Here is an 18,486-nt window from a genome sequence, read left to right as displayed (position 1 = left end):
CCATGTACAATGATTTCCCCAAAAAAGGTGAACAAGGCGTGAGATTTCTTTATTTCTCTGAAGATCCTACAGTTTCATGTGTCTCTGTAGCAGGGACTTTCAATTGCTGGAATCATGATAGAAATTATATGACGAAGACAGGGGAGAACGAGTGGGAGCTCGAATTGAGTCTTCCAAAAGGTCGTCATCTGTACAAAATTGTCGTGAACGACGAGCAGTGGATACTTGATCCGCGAAACAGCAATATTTCGGAGGATGAACAAAATAACTCGTCTATCACGGTGACGGAAGATGGCGAAGTGCTGATCAGAACTACGGATATATCCGAAGAAAATCCGGGTTACCTCTATGAGAACTTTCGGGCTATCGAGAGTCCAGATTGGATCAAAAAAGCAGTCATCTACGAGCTGCACATAAGAGCTTTTACCGAGAATGGCTTTCGCGGTCTTACGGACAAATTAACGTATTTCAAAAAGCTCGGCATTAATGTGCTGTGGATCATGCCTTTTCAAGAAGTAGGACAAGAACAGCGGATAGGGCGGTATGGCGACCCCTACGCAGTGAAAGATTATTATTCGTTGGATCGTAGTTATGGCACGTTGGAAGAACTCAAGACGTTCATTCGTGAAGCGCATAAGCAGGAGATCAGAGTCATTATGGATTGGGTCATGAATAGAGGCAGTGTTGACCATATATGGACGAAGAACCATCCAACCTATTTTACACAAAATGAAAATAAGGAAGTGTACTACGAAGTCCCGAATCGCACATACTTTGCTGGGCTCAATTTTTCAAATAGAGAGATGAGAACGGCTGTTATTCAGGCTATGTCCTATTGGATTTCTGAATGCGATTTTGACGGGTTCCGGTTGGATGATTCAGATATAACGCCGTTTGATTTTCTTTCCGAAATTAGAACGGAGCTGAACAAGGTCAAAGACGACCTCGTTATCATCTCTCAATCCTATGATGAGTACCATCATTTGGAATCCTGTGATCTCACTTATGATGGCAATCCAAGACTATTGCTGAATGAGATGAAAGAGGGCCGACTGACGCAGAGGGACTTTGCTCAAATTTATCAATCCTATACATACAGCTTCCCCCAAGGAGCTTTAAGGATGAGTTGGCTGGAGGAGAAGGAACTGTCTCGAGTAGGCAGTTATTTGGGTCAGTTGGCTATGCCGGCAGCGACTATATTACTGACGCTTGGTGGAATTCCCATGCTTATGATGGGGCAGGAATTCAATGAATCGACGTACCAAACGTGGATCTCATTGTTCGAAGAGTACAAACTGGATTGGGAACATTTTGATGAAAGCATGTATGAGCATTATCAATTTTTGATTGCATTAAGAACGAATTGTGAAGCCTTCTGGCAAGGAGATCTACGGTTTATTCCTAATCCAGAAGAGAAGGTTTTATCGTATGTGAGAAGCAGCCGAGATGAGCGATATTTGGTTCTGGTTAATTTGTCGGAAGAGGACGTATGGGTTGCTTATCTTGGTGAAAGCAGCAGCCGACTTGATCTGAGTATGAATAAAGAAGTGATCTACCGAACAGGAAAAGCGCAGGCAGCTGCTCTGAATCAGAAAGAAAGCCTGTTTATACAGGCCTTTGGTACGTTGATTTATAAGCTGGTCTAGCCATTCGGCGATTGATGAGCCAGTGAGCGAATAGCAAATTCGGAATCCAGCAAAGCCAAGCGATTACGATGAATGAATCATTCGTATCGGTCACACCGAAGAGAACAACTGCAAGAGGGATATAAATTCGCAGCGTAATTGCCGCGCAAGAAAGCGCGTAGTTGCGGATCATCCAATTGCCGTGTGCAATGGGGTTGCGAAGGACAATGATGCTGCGCAGGCTATGGTAAAGGGTGTATAGCCACATCAGCGAAAGCATCCCGAAACCGATTCGACCGATCCAGCCGCCGTTCGCATAGAAAGCGAGATACAGGCCAGTAAGGCCTGCAACGGTGATGAGCACTGTGTACAGATAGCCGATGGAGCGGTGAAGATTGGGCATGCTTTGGCGCAAGCGCTTGATGAACTGGATCCACCCAATACCAAGAGCGAGACCTGCGGAAACTGCATGCGCCCATAGAATTTTATACCATAATTCCGGGAGAGGGCCTTTATCGGTTACGAACATCTGCTTGCGGAGCCCATCTGGCAGCCCATATAGAATTAATGCATACAAACTGATAGCCACAGCAAAAAAAGCCAAAATGCCAAATGCCCATTTACGACCCGTATTTCTTTCTTTCATGACTCGTATCATCCCCATTCGTTGAAAAATGTTTCTAAGCTGATCTTAGCATGGGGGAGCCGCTGCTTAAACCGACTTTTGATGGGGAGCGGCTCCGTCTCAAGGCTGAGAAAGGGAGTGAGCGCATAGAAGGCATCTTCCTAGGATAAGGTAGATGCCTTTTGTTTTGGATTACTCAAGGTCGTTCACTGGTCTTCATGATCTTCTAAAATGATCTGCGACAGGCTTCTCTTCTCCAATTGAATGAAACGATTTTAGAAATAAATCTACAAGATAAGAGTCAAACTGTTTCCCGCTATGGAGCAGGAGCTCTTGTTCGGCAGCTTCGAAGGATAGGCCTTTGCGATAAGGCCGGTCCGAAACCATACTGTCGAACGTATCGATAATGGCGCAAATTCGCGCGAAAATAGGAATTTCCTCGCCTTTTAAACCATTCGGATACCCTTCACCATTCCACCGCTCATGATGAAAATGAATAATCTCCATAATCTCCTTATTGGTATGCACATGTTCCTGCATCATCTGCATGCCGATTGAGGGGTGCAGCCGCATGAACTCCCACTCTTTTGCTGTAAGTGCTGAACTTTTATTGAGGATTTCATCTGGAATACCTACTTTGCCAATATCATGCAGGCATCCTCCCTGTACCAATTGAAGAGTCTGCTTCTTGTCCAAATGTAAATGAAGGGCCATTCGTCTGCACAATGCCCCGACCCTTAAACTATGCTGGTAAGTCTGGATATCCTTCTCCGCTAAAAGGCGCATTTTTCCATAAAACAACATGTTGTCTACAATCATTCACCTCATTTGGTCCTATGAGAACTTGGACAATAATGCGTTACAACTATACAATTAACTAAGCGTTAATCACTTGCAGACACATTTCCAATAATGGGTATGGGAAAAGCTGTCGAAATAAGGCTTGATGGGGTGCTTCCTTCTTTCGCTTTCGAAACATAAGCTTCGCACAATAATAGTTGTTCGAATGATACAAGGAGGAGAAAAAGCACTCATGGCAACGCAGTCTGGCCTAGTTCAAGTCTCTATTCTGGCGGATAATCATCACATATTTTCTGACGACCAAATCGTACAAATGTTTTTTGCAACCTGTCAGAGGTCCAAATACACCATCAGGAATTATCAAAGTGCAATTAACAAGTTCCGAAATTTCATAGGCGATAAGTCCCTAACTGAAGTTACCTGGAGAGAGGTTGAAGTATATAGAATTGGGTTGATCGAGGGGCTTTTCTCAGAGCAGGATAGACCTAAAGCGCCAGCTACTATCGCCATTCACTTAGCGCCACTGCGCTCTCTTTACAAATGGGGGAGTGATCCGAACATCAAAATTTTCGCGATTAACCCGATGACCTGCATACAGACGCCAAAAATCCCAATTAACAGCAGAAATAACTACTTAACCAAGAGGGAAGTGGTTGCTCTGCTCGATCAATTGAAGCATCAAGGACCTAGAAATTATTTAATTGGGGCAACGCTCGTTATGCTTGGATTGCGTGTATCTGAACTCATTTCAATTGAAAGAGGGAATTTCCATACCGACCCCGAGGAAACATCGATGTGGCTAACCATTACCGGAAAAGGGGGGAAAGAACGAGAGGTAAAGATTCCACAAATGCTTTGGAAGCTATTCACAGAGCATTTCCAATATCTTTCGGAAAAGTTCATACCTGCCCCTCAAAGGGTCTTTCCAATGTCAGTCAGGCTTGTCGAACAGATTATCAAGAAAGCTCGTGAACAGAGCAATATCGAGAAAAAGGTCACCCCTCATTGGCTTAGACACACGAATGCTACTCTAGCCCTACTTCGCGGCGCAACATTACAACAAGTGCAAGAGTCACTCGGACATACGCATATTAATACGACTCAACGCTATCTTCATACCGTGCAACAAATCACCAAAGCAGCCCCAGACTTCGTAGAGGACTATTTAAAAGATAGTCTGTAGTAATAATTTCCTAGTAACCTTGTATTATGTAGCTCTATTTACTATAATACAGAAGATACATAAATTGTAGAATAAAAGAGTTTTAAGTAGGATTTAGCGGAAATTTGTCGAACAACTATTATTGTGCGAAGCTTATGATTTATGAACTCTATTAGGTAACGATGAGAACAGTATTTCCTAAACTATGTTATTTTAGCATTTTTCTCAATCAAATAACGGATTCCATAACCTCTAAATGTTAGGATTTAAATAATAATAATAAAAAGCAGTCCGATCACTCCTTCGAGTTCGGGCTGCTTTTCTTTGCGAACAGCATGGATGCTAAACCCCACCCAGCGATTTTACATACTCCTCGGGAGATTTGCCAATCATGGACTTGAAGGTCTTAATGAAGTGTGCTTGGTCATAGTAGCCCAAATCCTGCGATAGCTTGGACCAGTCGGGCATACTGCCTTTTTCCATCAGTTCAGCAGCTTCCTGCAGCCGATACCGTCCAATGACCCACTTAGGACTTACACCGACATAACGGTTGAAAAGGCGCTGAAGCGTCCGCTTGTTGATGCCAAAGGTGTGAGCCATATCCTCGACTTGGAGAATCTCCTTGTTCGTAATTGCTGCTTGTACAATTCGACGAATCAGAGCCACTTGTTCGTCTGGCTCTGGGAGGCGATCCCGCAGAAATTGTTCCACCAAGGGGATCATATCCTCGCCATGCTCCATGGCAAACATCATATGGGTCATATCGATTGTTTCAACGCCAAAAGCTTCCTGTATGGAAAGGATCTCGCCAGTAAGCAAGGAGACCGGTTGTTTCCAGAACGGATAAAAGCCGCCAGGGTGGAATTTAACGCCAAACACGATGCCGGTATCTTGTAAAAGGCGAGCATAGGTTGTTTTGGGAACACCGTACACACCGGCATAAATGCCCTGCTGCTCTTGTTCGAATGAGATATTCACGTTGGGATAAGATAGAATGACTTGTCGGTAGGGATCTTGTCCTCGTAAGTCCCACCGCACTACCCAATAATGCTCGATATATAAGGCCAAATCTGGGGAAGGCTGATATCGGTTGAGGGAGAATTTGTGCTTGCCGGCCTCAGCTTGCAGAATACCCTTATCGGTTCGATGTACATGAGATGTCATAATCACGCCTCCAAACGGTGATGGATTTGTCGCGTTTTTACAATACATTCCAATCGCTCTACGCTACTATTGAGACTAGCAGTTCGGCAAGATTTATGCAATGAAATAGCGATAAATGGAGGAGTAGAAATGGATCTTAAATATGAATTTTATATCAATGCGAATCCAGAGGCTGTATGGAAGGTATTCATTGAGCCGGAAGCGACCAAAGCGATCTTTTTTGGCAGCGTGTTGAACTCTACCTTCGAAATCGGAGCTCCTTATTCGTATGTGGGACCGGGCAATGAGGGGGATGAAACCGTGCATGTTTATGGAACCGTATTGGCTTTTGAGACGAATAAAAGCATGAGCTATACGGAGCATCCAGGGCCGTCTTATCGGGAGAATCACACAGAGCTGGAAACAAGAGTGACGCTTACGTTGGATGTCGTTGGCAATTGCACGAAGCTTACGCTGGTGAATGATCAATGGCCGGCCAATCATCCATCTTATGAAAGCACCCAGTCCAGTTGGCCGATGATTCTGAGCAATATTAAGAGTTACGTGGAAACGGGGAAGACTCTCGATTTCGGTTGGTAAGCGGTCCTATGTAACATGAGGGTTGTAGCAGTTCGCCTGTCGGCGCAAGCTGCTGCAGCCCTTTTTTGGTATGAAGAGGGCGCTAAAAACTTTGTGGAATTTTGATCAATCCTGTCAAAGATTATGCTAGAATGATAGGTGTCAGTGGAAATTTTATACAGAGGGGTCTCTAGTCATGCGGAATAAAAGCAGTATTATGGTTATCGGTTGTTTGGGTTTTGTGGGGATCTTCCTGCTGATTGCGATTATTAGTGCAGCTATGTTATGGTCCCATCGCAATACGGCAATTGCCCTAGATGAGCAAATTAAAGCGCAGCACGTATCGAATAAATCGAACTACGATAATATGTGGAAACGATTTAAGGAAATGGCGCAAGTCACAGATATGCAAGCCGATGATATCAAAAAGGTATATACCGATTTGATTGCAGGGCGTTACAACGATACAGGGGCTCTCTTCAAGATCGTGCAGGAACAGAATCCTACCATGAACAAAGATTTGTATGCCAAGCTTCAAAATGAAATTTCCGCAGGGCGTACAGAATTCGATAGGAATCAGAAGAAAATCGCAGATCTGGTGCGGGAATATAATACGCATATTCGCAAACATGTCCTGATGAACAGTATTTTTCATTTTCAAACGATGGATGCGGATAAATTCATCATTACATCGGAGCGAACGAGTGACGCTTATCAAACCGGCAAAGATAATGAAGTAAAGCTGAGGTAGCAGATGGCATACTGGGCAGCGTTCTTTCTTGTTCTGATCGTCGGTTTTGCGATTGAACTATTTTTGGGCAGAAGATGGTGGCGCTTGGTCTGGGTTACGGTTGTGGCAACTCTCATCTTTGGCGGTGTGATTGCAGCGGATTATTACTGGCGAACACTGGATCAGGAAGTCTGGTCGGGTTCGATTACAGGCTGGGAGCATAAAGAGGAATGGGATGAGTGGATTCCGGGCAAGGAAGATTGCGAGACGGACAGCCATGGCCGCAAGAGCTGCACCAAGGACCGCGGGCATTGGGAACACCACGAGGCGAAGAACAAAATTCAGACCTCGGACAACGGCTGGATGACCGTCGACGAATCCTTGGATGGGAAGGTTGATTTCAATGATCGCTTTCCTAATTCGACAGCTGATCTGGCCAAATATTTTCCGCTAGGCATGCCGTCAGCTTCTACACATATCTACACCAATAAGGTGAAGGGATCGTATAGTCTTTTTAAACACACAGAGCTTGATCCCAAAGACTATACTGATCTACCCTCGTATCCAGGTTATGTGAGAGATTTAATTAAAGTCGATCGTATCGTCGGCGCTGTTCCTAACAAAGATAGAGCCTTGGATATCCTGGCTGCTTGGAATACGAAGCTGAATAAAGATATACCTGATCCGGATCATCCGGGGAAGACGCGGTCCTGGAAGCAAGTGAATCTGATTTTCGTTAATGTGGGGACGGACAAGCCTAGAGAATACGGCTATGCGCTTCAGGACCGCTGGCAAAACGGCAACAAGAATGATTTTATTGTCAGCTTCAGTCCCGCGCTGGATGGAACGATGAAATGGGTTTATGCATTTTCGTGGAGTGAAGTCGATATTCTGAAGCTCGAGGTTCAGGACTATCTGAGTGAGATGGGCTTTGGGAAAGATTTTGCGCCGATCGTTGATCATGTTGCGCAGATGGTAGCGGATAAGTTTGAGAGAAAGCAGTTCGCAGAATTCAGCTATTTGCAAATTGAACCGAGCAATACCTCGACAATCATTATTTGGGTGCTTGAGCTTATGCTGCTTGCTTTTTATGGGTATAAGGCAATTAGATCCTACATGCGGGGCCGGGGACGATCTTCGTATGATCGGGGCTTCGAGTACTAAATTTACAGGGGTGTGGTTATTTCCTTAGGAAATAGCCGCAGCCTTATTCATTTTGCTGGGATGAATTCGGAATTGGAATTACTTATATTGGGAAATCTATATAGGCTATGGAGGATGGAGAGGAGGGTGGAGCAACTGGAGATAGGGTCTTTGCAAGGCGAGGAAAAGATTCGAAAAGCCGGCGAGTTTTTTAAAAAGATCGCTGATCTTAACAAAGAATATTTAACGTATTGGTATCATCATACCTTTCTCCATTGGGATTTTATACTTTCTTGGGTTCTAGCCATTGCTCCTTGGATCTTTTGGGTCAAATATAGAAAGAAAGACAGCACAGGCCGATTATTGTTTGTCGGTTTCTTTGCGATTATTTTCTCATCATGGTTGGATTTTCTTGGTAGTGAAATGGGGCTCTGGTATTACACGGGGGTAGCGATACCCACAATTCCGAGTTATGTGCCATGGGATTTCTCGCTATTTCCGGTTGCGGTCATGGTGCTTTTGCAAATGAAGCCGAGCTGGTCGCCCTACCTCAAAGCAGCTATCTATTCCACCTTATGTTCCTTCGTGGCTGAGCCTATCTTCCGATGGTTAGGCTACTATGTGCTCGTTCATTGGGCCTATTGGTGGTCATTCCCCATATATTTTTTGATGTATATCCTCTGTGAGAAGATTAGCAAGACGAAGACGTTTAGCAAGTTGGATCCATGACCAAAGAGCACCTACCCGCTAATCTGTGGTAGGTGCTCTTTGGTGTAGAGCGTGTGCGGATATAGGGTGCTATCGGGCCCAATCGAGTTCTAAAACGACAGGGCAGTGATCGCTGCCCAAGATGTCGCAGTCGATGACCGAATCTACGATTTGAGGGCGCAGCCGTTCGGAGGCAAGGAAATAATCGATGCGCCATCCGACATTCCGTGCCCGGACCCCAGGCATGTTGGACCACCAGGAATAGACATCCGTCCGGTCCGGATAGAGAGCGCGGAATGTATCGATGAAACCAGCGGCCAAGAGTTCCGTCATTTTGCCGCGTTCTTCGAGGGTGAAGCCAGAATTGTTGTGATTCCCTTTGGCATTCTTCAAATCGATTTCATTGTGCGCTACATTCAGATCTCCGCAGACAACAACGGGCTTCAGAGCATCCAATTGCAGAAGATAGCTGCGGAAACGATCTTCCCACTCCATCCTATAGTCCAACCGCGAAAGGTCGCGTTTCGCATTCGGCGTATATACCGTGACTAGGTAAAATTGCTCGAACTCCAGTGTCAGGATTCGCCCTTCCGGCTCTTCATCCACTTCCATCCCATAGCGAACGGAAATCGGCTGCACCTTCGTGAACACAGCTGTTCCAGAGTAGCCTTTCTTAACGGCATAGTTCCAGTACTGTGTATACGCCTCGCCAAGTTCGAGGTTAATCTGTCCCTCTTGCAGCTTGGTTTCTTGCAGACAAATAATATCAGCATCCTTCTGCTGAACGTAATCCACAAACCCTTTGTTCACACATGCTCTTATCCCATTCACATTCCAAGATACTAGTATCATACTCGTAGATTCCCCTTGCTGCTGACGATAGATTCTTATGCTAGTGTAGCATAGAATGCATGTGCTGCTCCATGATGCGCTTCTCTGCATGTGGGTTGACCACCGCTATGGGGCGGTGCTGCAACGCTCGACTAGGATTTGCGAGGGTGGTCGCTATAGTCAGCAATTCTCTAGTACCTCCACTAGGCCATTGGATAAATCCAATGGAATGCTGATTTAGGCGCTCCAGAGGGAGCTTTCATTGGATAAATCCAATGGAATGCTGATTTAGGCGCTCCAGAGGGAGCTTTCATTGGATAAATCCAGTGGAATGGCTGATTTAGGAGCTCCGGAGGTGGAGCTACATTCCAGCATCGTTAGTTATGTCCTATAGATGTTCGAAGGAACCCGCCTTCAATTCATAGTGCCGAACGTCCGCTCCTCTGACGATGGGGGAAAGGCAACCTCGTTCGACCAAGGTGTGCAACCACTTCCGTGCTGTTCGGAAATCGACGCCAAGGTTGGTGGTGACATCTTTGGGACGAATCCACCGTCCAAGCTGCCATGCTAGACGAAGCACTTCTTTTTCCATGATGGTGGTGGCCGTCAATGGGGTATTTCGCGCGATACTCGGGCCTAGGGCCATTTGCAGCAGCATTCGGCAAACCTCCGAACGATTTTGGATATCATCCAAAGAGAAATGAAGCATTTTCCAACCTAATGCGGTTAGAAACGTGTCGCGGTTAAGCGCATAATTAAACCTCTCACGGTCCATGTCTTTGACATGACTCTGGTAACCATCGCATTCAATCCCAAAGCGGCCAAAAGGTGTTATATAAGCAAAATCGATGAATTGTGATTTGCGATTTCAATCATAAACCTCATATTCGGGATGAAGATCATCTAGATGCCCAAACAAGGGATACCACACTTGCTTGAGAAAACTTGTTTCCGCGTAAGAATGCCCTCTAATTAAACGCCCCTTTCGTTCCCCCTGTCTAAGCTCGATATGAAGCGCAAGAAATGCTTGATGTGCAGTTTCAAAGTCCATTCGTCTAAGCCTCCTTAAATAAAATAAAAAGAACGCCCTCTCGCCAAAAGGCAAAAGGACGTTCTTCGTCTATAGTCATTATAACAAACCACCCATATATAAGAAAATAGCCTACACTTTCATCAACATTATTGATTTAATTTTTCGCCGTCCAGCAGGTATACTATACTTATCCGACTAAGTTCATTGGTTTAATAGATGAGGAGGCTATCGCATGACCAAAATATATAACAATCTCACAGAGTTAATCGGTAATACACCGCTGCTTGAACTCTGGAACTATAGCAATAAGCTTAACCTGGAGGCCAGAGTGCTGGCGAAGCTGGAATATTTTAATCCGGCGGGCAGCGTCAAGGACCGAATCGGCTTCGCGATGATCAAAGAGGCAGAAGCCTCAGGGAAATTGAACAAAGACACGGTGATTATTGAGCCAACCAGCGGGAACACCGGAATTGGACTTGCTTTTGCGGCGGCGGCGCTGAAGTATCGGTTGATTATTATTTTGCCGGATTCCTTTAGCGTGGAGCGGAGGAAATTATTGAAAGCGCTGGGCGCTGAGCTTGTTCTGACACCAGCCGCCGAAGGCATGCTTGGGGCGATTAAGAAAGCGGAAGAGTTGGCGGCACAAATGCCGAATTCCTTCATTCCGCAGCAATTCAGCAATCCGGCTAACCCTGAGATTCACAAAAGAACGACAGCCGAGGAAATCTGGCGCGATACCGAAGGTGACGTTGATATTTTCGTCGCTGGTGTTGGTTCGGGTGGAACGATTACAGGTGTAGGTGAGCTGCTCAAACAGAGGAACCCAGCCGCGCAGATTGTTGCGGTGGAGCCGGCGGATTCTCCGGTTCTTTCAGGCGGCAAACGCGGTGTGCATCAGATTCAGGGAATCGGCGCCGGATTTATTCCGGACAATTTCCACCGAGAGGTGGTCGATGAGATCGTCACGGTTAACAATGAGGATGCCGTACAGACAGCGCGTGAATTAGCCAAATCCGAAGGACTGCTCGTGGGCATCTCTTCCGGTGCTGCTGTGTTCGCAGCTACGGAAATTGCGAAGCGGCCTGGGAATAAAGGGAAGACGATTGTCGTGCTATTGCCGGATACGGGGGAACGGTATTTGTCTACGTCGCTTTTTGATGAATAACAGAACCTATCGCTGTTCGCAAAAAAAGGCCAGAGACCCGCAAGTGGGTTCTGGTCTTCTTCTTGGTCTTTTTTAGTGCGAAGCCACGAACTTCTCTGTCTCTGCCTCCAAGACAAACTTCTCTCTGCTCATCGCGAAAGCGGCAATAAGAGCCAGTACAGCCGGGATAATCGCCCATGCAAAAGTAAGCGTAATGGAGGATGAGAGTCCCGCCGAGATTTGCTCCAGAGCCTGCCCCGGAATTTGGGTGCGGGTTGCTGGATCCAACAGTGCATGAGGGTCCTTGAAATCCAACCCTGCTGGCATCGCAGATTGCCCATTACTGGAGAAGGCATCTGTCAAATGCCGGGTCAGTGAATGGCTTTGGATAATACCGAAAATGGTGATCCCAATCGTCATGCCGAGCGAACGAAGGAAATTGAGGGTAGAGCTCGCCGCCCCCCGTTGACTAGGGTCAACCGATTGAATAACCGCACTGCTTAGCACCGAGAAGGAAGCGCCTATCCCCAAACCAATCAATATCATATACAGGGTGATCAGCAGTCGTGATGATTCCGGCGTAAGCGTCGTAAGCAGTGCTATTCCGATTAGTAAAAGCACGAGTGTCGACATCAGAATGGCACGATACGTAAATTTACTGATCAGCATTCCACCTGCTGTAGCCGTAACAACTGTCCCGAGCATCATCGGCAGCAGCACGAGGCCGGAATTCGTTGCGCTTCCGCCGAGGACGCCCTGGATGAAGATTGGAATATAAACAGAAGCCGTAATGAAAGCTGCACCGCTTAACATAGCGATGGCATTGCTTGCTGAGTAGAGGCGATCTCTGAACATTTTAAAAGAAATAATAGGTTCCTGAGCCTTCGTTTCTGCATAGAGAAAACTGATCGCAAGCACGACGAATCCAGCGAATAAACCAAGGATCGGGGCAGAGTTCCAAGCATACTGCTTACCACCTAATTCCAAAGCAAACATGAGACACACAATTGCTCCTACCAGTGTCAACGCGCCTGTCCAGTCGATTCTTTGTTTGGCATGCTGAAGGGACTCTTTATAATTGAAAGCAACCAAGGCGAAAGCGATAAGACCTAGGGGCAGATTGATATAGAAAATCCACTCCCACTTGATATAATCCGTCATGTAGGCGCCAAGCAAGGGGCCGAAGATGCTGGACATACCGAATACAGCTCCGAACAAGCCCATCAACTTGCCGCGATTCTCTGGTTTAACAGCATCGAACATAATGGTGAAGGTGATGGGCACTAATGCCCCGCCGCCTATCCCTTGAATGGCCCGATACAAGCTCAGTTGGACGATGGAGGTCGCTGTCCCGCATAAAGCAGAACCGATCATGAACACGATAATTCCGAAAATAAAGAATCGCTTGCGTCCATACATATCCGACAGCTTGCCGAAGATCGGCATGCCGGCCATTTCAGCAACCATGTAAGCGGATGTGACCCATACAAATTTATCGAGCCCTCCAAGGTCAGCGATAATCGAGCCCATTGCTGTTGCAACAATCGTATTATCCATCGAGGCCATTAGGATAGCTAGCAGGAGTCCGGCTAGAATGAATCCGGTTTGGTTTTTTGATTTCATCTTTCATCCATTCCCTTCTTTATTTCAATGTTTGGTATAACTTGATTATAAAGAAGCAACCCTGACAATAGTCTGTCAGGGTTTGAAGGTCGTACAAAGAAATATTTCTGGAAGACCAGACCTGGTTGAGCGTAAAAAAAGCCCCCTTTTCCGGCTTGTTCCACCGGATGGTTGGCATGTAGCGGGGCTGATCGATGATGTTCAGGTTAAGCATTCGGGCAGAATCCCGGGTTCTGACTGCATAGCCGCTGCGTGTAGCGAGGGTCCAACTTCGTCAACTCGGCAAAATAATTGCCGATGGCATGGTTCGCAGCAACAGAGCCTGCTTGGAAGGTGAGTTCGACTGCCTTTTTCACATGAAGGTAGTGATAGATCTTGTCGGTTCGTAAGGATTTATAGATGACGGGTGGAAGATCAGGGACGATATCGTTGGTATTGTAAATGCGATAATGAGGACCTGTTCGGCGGTTAAATAGTTCCGCGAATGTCGGATTTCCGACACGTGGAGATGCAAAGGTGTAGACGGATGGCGACTTGAATTTGGTGTTAGTGGCTAAATCAGCCGCACAGAGAGCGGCAAGGGCTCCGCCGAGACTGTGTCCTGTGATGTAAAGGGTTTTGTCGGCAGAGAGTTTGCGCAGCGCGGCAAGGATTTGCTTGCGAGCCGACTCATAAATATCAGTAAACCCTTTATGGGAAAGTCCGCCCTCTTTGGCATATGGGAACACGATTTGTCTGGCAATACTGTCAGAGATCCAGTCGGATGTGGAGTGCGTGCCGCGGAAGACGATGACGATTTGCCCGTCCGATTCGGCAATGAAGCCGAACAGTTCTTTTTTACTCAGAATAGAGTTCGCTGCAAAAGAAGTGACCAACCGATAGCGTTGTGGCAAAACAATGCTTTCTGGTCCATATTCAAGTAGTTGATAGCCTTGGCTGCACATAGCTGCAAGGAATATTGCCGTTCGTGTGTCTAACGAGTTACTGAGCATAGGTCGATACCTCCACACACAAGATGCTGTTCATCTATATATATGAAAGTAGGGGATACCTGTCCTCCGACAGAAGCCTATTTATTAGAGCACCATGATAGAGAGGTTCGCTGCGCGCAAACTAAAATATTCCACTTTTTACTACCCTTTCAGGTATAATAGTCGATGGGAGGTGGGGACACGTGTTAAAACGCTTCTTTTCATATTATAAGCCCTACAAACACTTGTTTATTTTGGATTTCACCTGTGCGGTTGTGGCTGGACTTCTCGAACTGGGGTTCCCGCTTGCTGTTAATCAAGTCGTAGACAAGCTGCTTCCTGCTGGCAATTGGTCCTGGATTATATGGGCCTGTGCGGGGCTGCTTGCTGTTTATGGGATAAACACCGTGCTGAATTTCGTTGTGACCTATTGGGGACATAAGCTGGGCATTAATATTGAGACGGATATGCGTAAAAAGATGTTCGATCATCTGCAGAAGCTGTCGTTCCGGTTTTATGACAATAACAAAACAGGCCAATTGATGTCACGTATGTCCAACGACTTGCTCGAAATTGGTGAAGTCGCGCATCATGGGCCGGAAGATCTGTTTATCGCGGTGATGACGCTGATCGGTGCTTTGCTGCTGATGCTGCAAATTAATGTGAAGCTGGCGCTGTTGACGTTCGTTATCGTGCCATTCTTGCTGTGGATTGCGGTCTTCTTCAATCAGAAAATGACCAAAACGTTCCGCCGTATGATGGGCGACCTGGCTGATATCAATGCGAGAGTCGAGGACAATATTGGCGGGATTCGTGTGGTTCAGGCGTTCGCGAATGAATCGTACGAGAGAAAGTTGTTTGAAGTGAACAACGGACGGTTCCGTTTGACCAAACTGCTGTCTTATAAAATCATGGCTTGGAATATTTCGTTAAGCTACATCTTGATGCGTTTAGTTACGGTATTCGTCCTCATCTGCGGAACTTGGTTTGTCATTGACAAGCAGATTAGCTATGGTGAGTTTATTGCCTTTATCCTCTTAACGAATGTATTCCTGGGTCCGATTCAGAAAATTAACAATGTCATTGAGAGCTATCCCAAAGGAATCGCTGGTTTCAGAAGGTACGTCGAAGTCATCGATACGGAGCCGGAAGTTTCCGACCGACCGAATGCGGTGAAAATGGACCACCTGAATGGTCAAATTACGTTTGATTCGGTGTCCTTTGGCTACGGCGATGAGGCTAGGGTGTTGAATGATATCAACTTATCCATTCGAGCTGGAGAAACGATTGCCTTCGTCGGCCCGTCCGGTGCAGGAAAGACAACGATTTGCAGCTTGCTGCCGCGCTTCTACGATGTAAGCGAGGGCAGCATTGCCATCGATGGCCGCGACATTCGCGGTATCGAACTGGAGTCGCTGCGCCGCCAAATCGGCATCGTGCAGCAGGATGTGTTCCTGTTCTCCGGCACGCTGCGGGAGAACATCGCGTACGGCAAGCTGGGCGCGACGGACGTGGAGATCTGGGATGCTGCGCGGCGCGCGCAGCTCGTAGGCTATATCCAGTCGCAGCCTAAGGGACTGGATACGATTGTCGGCGAGCGCGGCGTCAAGCTGTCCGGCGGTCAGAAGCAGCGCCTTGCGATCGCGCGGATGTTCTTGAAGAATCCGCCGATACTCATCCTCGATGAGGCGACATCGGCGCTCGACACAGAGACAGAGGCAGCGATTCAGCAGTCGCTCGCCGAGCTGTCGCAGGGGCGCACGACATTAGTCATCGCGCACCGACTGGCGACGATCAAGAATGCCGACCGCATCGTCGTCGTGACGGAGCACGGCATTACCGAGCAAGGCGGGCACGAGGAACTCATCGCGGTAGGCGGGGTTTACAGCCGCTTGCACCAAGCGCAGTTTAGCACTTAAATCAGAAGGCTGTCTCCCCAGGTTGCAAACCAGGGGAGCAGCCTTTTTATCTTCAATGGACGATAGAAACTGTGCATCATTATGATAGAAAAATGAACATTGATGGGTGATCTGTTGATTTATTATAATTGCTGTACAACGTAATAGTGAGGTTTTCACATGTATTGTCCTCTTGTCAGTAACAAACAATAACAAACATTACTGGCATGTTTACGAAGAGTGTTTGGAAGACTATATGATTCGAAAGTGGTGAGCAGCATGGAATTGACAGCAACCAAGCAACAGAATATAGGCAAAATCGGATCCATTCAATACTTGCCGGTGAATTTATTCGCCGCTGTAATGGGGATTTCAGGTTTTTCTTCATCATGGAGACTTTCCCACGAACTCTTTCACACGTCTGCTGTATTAGCTGATCTGACAGCAGCCATAGCCATTATCGTATTCATTCTACTTTCCATAGGATTCCTGGTGAAAGGGATTCGTTATCCTCAGAAGGTAGCAGCAGAGTTCACTCATCCGATTGTGGGAAACTTTTTCGGTACCATACCCATTGCGATTTTGCTGTTGTCATCTATTTTGAATCCGTATCAGAAAGTTCTTAGTGAATTTGTTTGGATAATAGGTATGATTCTCGCATTAGCGTTAAGTTACATTATCATATCCCGCTTGCTTAAAGGTAAATTGGATCCATCCCATGCGGTTCCTGCCTGGTTAATTCCCTGCGTAGGCGTATTAGATATTGCGGTAACAGGAGGAACAATGCCCTTTGCTTGGGCGCATGAAGTCAATTTAATGAGTCTTGCCATTGGTGGTTTTGCCGCACTCCTATTTTTGCCGCTGATTATCAATCGTTTAATCCATCATGAGGCGCTAGGCATTGGCCTGATGCCTTCGATGATTATTTTGATCGCACCTTTTGAAGTAGGTTTTTTGGGCTATAGTAATTTCATGCAGCGGATTGATAACTTTGCAGCCGTATTGTTTTATTTCGGTCTTTTCCTCTTTATCGTGCTTGCTTTTAAAGTATTTAAGAAATCCGTTACCTTTGGCGCATCGTGGTGGGCTGTTAGCTTTCCTATGGCTGCACTTAGTAATGCCGCTTTAAAATATGCGATACATGTGAATACGTGGCCATTAAAAGTTATTGCAGCGTTGATCCTTTTGATTTTAACGATTGTCATCATCGTTTTACTTATTCGGACGCTCATTAATTTGTTCAACGGAAAGCTTTTACAAGGGTGAAAAGACATCGGTTGTAGCGGTATAATGAAGAAACCGGAGGTGAATGAGGATGGAATTAAGGCAGCTAGAATATTTCATGACGACCTGTGAAGAACTCCATTTTACTCGGGCCGCAGATAAGCTTGGTATTACACAGCCTACGTTAAGTCATCAAATAAAGGCACTTGAGAACGAACTTGGTGTTCGCTTGTTTGATCGAATCGGTAAAAAGACGATGATTACAGAAGCAGGTATGATTTTGTACCAACAATCCCATAAAGCTATAAGATCTTTGACAAGTGCACGCGAGCAAATTCAAGAACTGCAGAAAGTTGAACGCGGCACTTTATCGATTGGCGCTTTGCCGGGAGAATTGAATGAACTCGCTTCATCACTTTTAATCGATTATCATCGCAATTTTCCAAATATACGCATAAAGCTGATTACGAATGAAGACATTGTTGAACGTGTCCTGCAAAATGAACTGGACTTTGCTATTTCCATTTTACCTGTAGAACATGATAAACTGGCGGTTAAGCCTCTCTATAGAGAGGCGTTCTTTTTCGTGACTACCGCCAACCATCCTTTGGCCAGCTATGCTCAAATTAATTTAGAGGAATTAGTTACAACGCCTATTGTGATGTTTCCTGAAACACACCGATGCCGGCAACTGATTGACTCCACCTGTCGAAATGCAGGTCTAGAAATAAAGCCATTTATTGAAACAACAACGATCGATTCTTTATTTAATTTAGTCAGGTCCGGGATAGGGGCCACAATTCTTTCTAAAACATTAATCGAGATGTATCACTATGAGGATTTACTCATCATTCCAATCGTAAACCCAAAGCTCATCCGAGAAGTAGGAATTGTTTATCATAAAGATAAATATTTGGGACAGGCAGCGAGTGGTTTTATCGATTTGATTATTTCTTATATTAACTCTATTAAGAAAGAAGAGCCTTCAGCTTATTGTGATCAAGCCTCTGACGTGTAATACGCAGAGGCTTTTTTGTTTTTATTTATAAGTAAAAAAGCCCTTGCTTTCGCAAGAACTTTTCTAAAATATTCATAATATAAAAACGAAAAAAGCCCCGTTTCCAGTAGCTTTTCTCAACCTGTGATTTCGTGTTTCCACGACAATTAACCTGTATGTATACAGTACCACGGCTAGAACGTTAGAGCAACTGTTTTAGGTAGATCAATTCCTAATGAAGCCGCTGCT

The 18,486-nt window shown here is 45.9% G+C and carries 18 protein-coding genes; 10 read left to right on the top strand and 8 right to left on the bottom strand.

What is annotated here, in order from left to right:
* The first annotated feature begins 2 nt into the window (after positions 1–2).
* A complete protein-coding gene (locus IEY34_RS24300; protein WP_189016145.1) occupies positions 3–1,646 on the top strand; it encodes an alpha-amylase family glycosyl hydrolase in 1,644 nt (547 codons plus the stop codon).
* Here the strand turns inward: IEY34_RS24300 and IEY34_RS24295 are convergent.
* Positions 1,606–2,271, bottom strand: coding sequence for a DUF2306 domain-containing protein (locus IEY34_RS24295; RefSeq protein WP_189016141.1), 666 nt, complete (start codon positions 2,269–2,271; stop codon positions 1,606–1,608). The genes IEY34_RS24300 and IEY34_RS24295 overlap by 41 nt on opposite strands.
* Before the next feature lie 195 nt (positions 2,272–2,466).
* Entirely contained in the window at positions 2,467–3,036 is a 570-nt protein-coding gene (locus IEY34_RS24290; RefSeq protein ID WP_268240174.1) for an HD-GYP domain-containing protein, read from the bottom strand.
* Between the two features lie 247 nt (positions 3,037–3,283).
* Here IEY34_RS24290 and IEY34_RS24285 point away from each other — a divergent pair, with 247 nt between their 5' ends.
* On the top strand, positions 3,284–4,234 hold the full coding sequence (locus IEY34_RS24285; protein WP_189016264.1) for a tyrosine-type recombinase/integrase: 951 nt from the start codon (positions 3,284–3,286) through the stop codon (positions 4,232–4,234).
* Positions 4,235–4,555: 321 nt separating this feature from the next.
* Here IEY34_RS24285 and IEY34_RS24280 read toward each other — a convergent pair whose 3' ends face one another.
* Positions 4,556–5,377, bottom strand: a complete 822-nt coding sequence (locus tag IEY34_RS24280) for a helix-turn-helix domain-containing protein (protein ID WP_189016137.1) — start codon at positions 5,375–5,377, stop codon at positions 4,556–4,558.
* 129 nt (positions 5,378–5,506) lie between these two features.
* Here IEY34_RS24280 and IEY34_RS24275 point away from each other — a divergent pair, with 129 nt between their 5' ends.
* The 4 genes from IEY34_RS24275 to IEY34_RS24260 all read left to right on the top strand — a co-directional run bounded on the left by IEY34_RS24275 (position 5,507) and on the right by IEY34_RS24260 (position 8,537).
* Positions 5,507–5,956 carry an SRPBCC domain-containing protein gene (locus IEY34_RS24275; protein WP_189016135.1) on the top strand — a complete coding sequence of 150 codons (450 nt, stop codon included), beginning with the start codon at positions 5,507–5,509 and terminating at the stop codon, positions 5,954–5,956.
* Positions 5,957–6,131: 175 nt separating this feature from the next.
* Positions 6,132–6,686, top strand: coding sequence for a hypothetical protein (locus IEY34_RS24270; protein WP_189016133.1), 555 nt, complete (start codon positions 6,132–6,134; stop codon positions 6,684–6,686).
* Between the two features lie 3 nt (positions 6,687–6,689).
* On the top strand, positions 6,690–7,829 hold the full coding sequence (locus tag IEY34_RS24265) for a hypothetical protein (protein ID WP_189016131.1): 1,140 nt from the start codon (positions 6,690–6,692) through the stop codon (positions 7,827–7,829).
* A gap of 126 nt (positions 7,830–7,955) precedes the next feature.
* Positions 7,956–8,537, top strand: a complete 582-nt coding sequence (locus tag IEY34_RS24260; protein WP_189016129.1) for a CBO0543 family protein — start codon at positions 7,956–7,958, stop codon at positions 8,535–8,537.
* A 69-nt stretch (positions 8,538–8,606) separates the two neighbouring features.
* Here the strand turns inward: IEY34_RS24260 and IEY34_RS24255 are convergent, their stop codons facing one another.
* The 3 genes from IEY34_RS24255 to IEY34_RS37585 all read right to left on the bottom strand — a co-directional run bounded on the left by IEY34_RS24255 (position 8,607) and on the right by IEY34_RS37585 (position 10,398).
* On the bottom strand, positions 8,607–9,368 hold the full coding sequence (locus tag IEY34_RS24255) for an exodeoxyribonuclease III (RefSeq protein WP_189016127.1): 762 nt from the start codon (positions 9,366–9,368) through the stop codon (positions 8,607–8,609).
* Between the two features lie 367 nt (positions 9,369–9,735).
* On the bottom strand, positions 9,736–10,122 hold the full coding sequence (locus IEY34_RS37590; protein ID WP_308423049.1) for a hypothetical protein: 387 nt from the start codon (positions 10,120–10,122) through the stop codon (positions 9,736–9,738).
* A 93-nt stretch (positions 10,123–10,215) separates the two neighbouring features.
* On the bottom strand, positions 10,216–10,398 hold the full coding sequence (locus IEY34_RS37585) for a hypothetical protein (RefSeq protein ID WP_308423048.1): 183 nt from the start codon (positions 10,396–10,398) through the stop codon (positions 10,216–10,218).
* 214 nt (positions 10,399–10,612) lie between these two features.
* Between IEY34_RS37585 and cysK the strand changes: the two genes are divergently transcribed.
* Positions 10,613–11,545: a cysteine synthase A gene (gene cysK, locus IEY34_RS24245; RefSeq protein ID WP_189016125.1), complete on the top strand. Its 933-nt coding sequence runs from the start codon at positions 10,613–10,615 to the stop codon at positions 11,543–11,545.
* A 72-nt stretch (positions 11,546–11,617) separates the two neighbouring features.
* Here cysK and IEY34_RS24240 read toward each other — a convergent pair whose 3' ends face one another.
* The gene (locus IEY34_RS24240; RefSeq protein WP_189016124.1) at positions 11,618–13,147 is read right to left on the bottom strand and encodes an MDR family MFS transporter; all 1,530 of its coding nucleotides are present in this window, start codon (positions 13,145–13,147) and stop codon (positions 11,618–11,620) included.
* A gap of 206 nt (positions 13,148–13,353) precedes the next feature.
* Positions 13,354–14,139 (bottom strand): lipase family protein, encoded by a 786-nt coding sequence (locus tag IEY34_RS24235; RefSeq protein WP_189016121.1) that lies wholly within the window; start codon positions 14,137–14,139, stop codon positions 13,354–13,356.
* 182 nt (positions 14,140–14,321) lie between these two features.
* On the opposite strand from IEY34_RS24235, the gene IEY34_RS24230 reads away from it, so the two are divergent.
* The 3 genes from IEY34_RS24230 to IEY34_RS24220 all read left to right on the top strand — a co-directional run bounded on the left by IEY34_RS24230 (position 14,322) and on the right by IEY34_RS24220 (position 18,258).
* Positions 14,322–16,037, top strand: a complete 1,716-nt coding sequence (locus IEY34_RS24230; RefSeq protein WP_189016118.1) for an ABC transporter ATP-binding protein — start codon at positions 14,322–14,324, stop codon at positions 16,035–16,037.
* A gap of 258 nt (positions 16,038–16,295) precedes the next feature.
* The gene (locus IEY34_RS24225) at positions 16,296–17,282 is read left to right on the top strand and encodes an SLAC1 anion channel family protein (RefSeq protein WP_189016116.1); all 987 of its coding nucleotides are present in this window, start codon (positions 16,296–16,298) and stop codon (positions 17,280–17,282) included.
* Positions 17,283–17,331: 49 nt separating this feature from the next.
* Positions 17,332–18,258, top strand: a complete 927-nt coding sequence (locus IEY34_RS24220; RefSeq protein ID WP_189016113.1) for a LysR family transcriptional regulator — start codon at positions 17,332–17,334, stop codon at positions 18,256–18,258.
* Positions 18,259–18,486: the final 228 nt, after the last annotated feature.

Origin of the sequence: Paenibacillus marchantiophytorum, from assembly GCF_014640555.1 — a bacterium.
In the GTDB taxonomy this organism is placed as follows: Bacteria; Bacillota; Bacilli; order Paenibacillales; family NBRC-103111; genus Paenibacillus_E; species Paenibacillus_E marchantiophytorum.
This window is presented reverse-complemented; position numbering and strand designations above follow the sequence as displayed.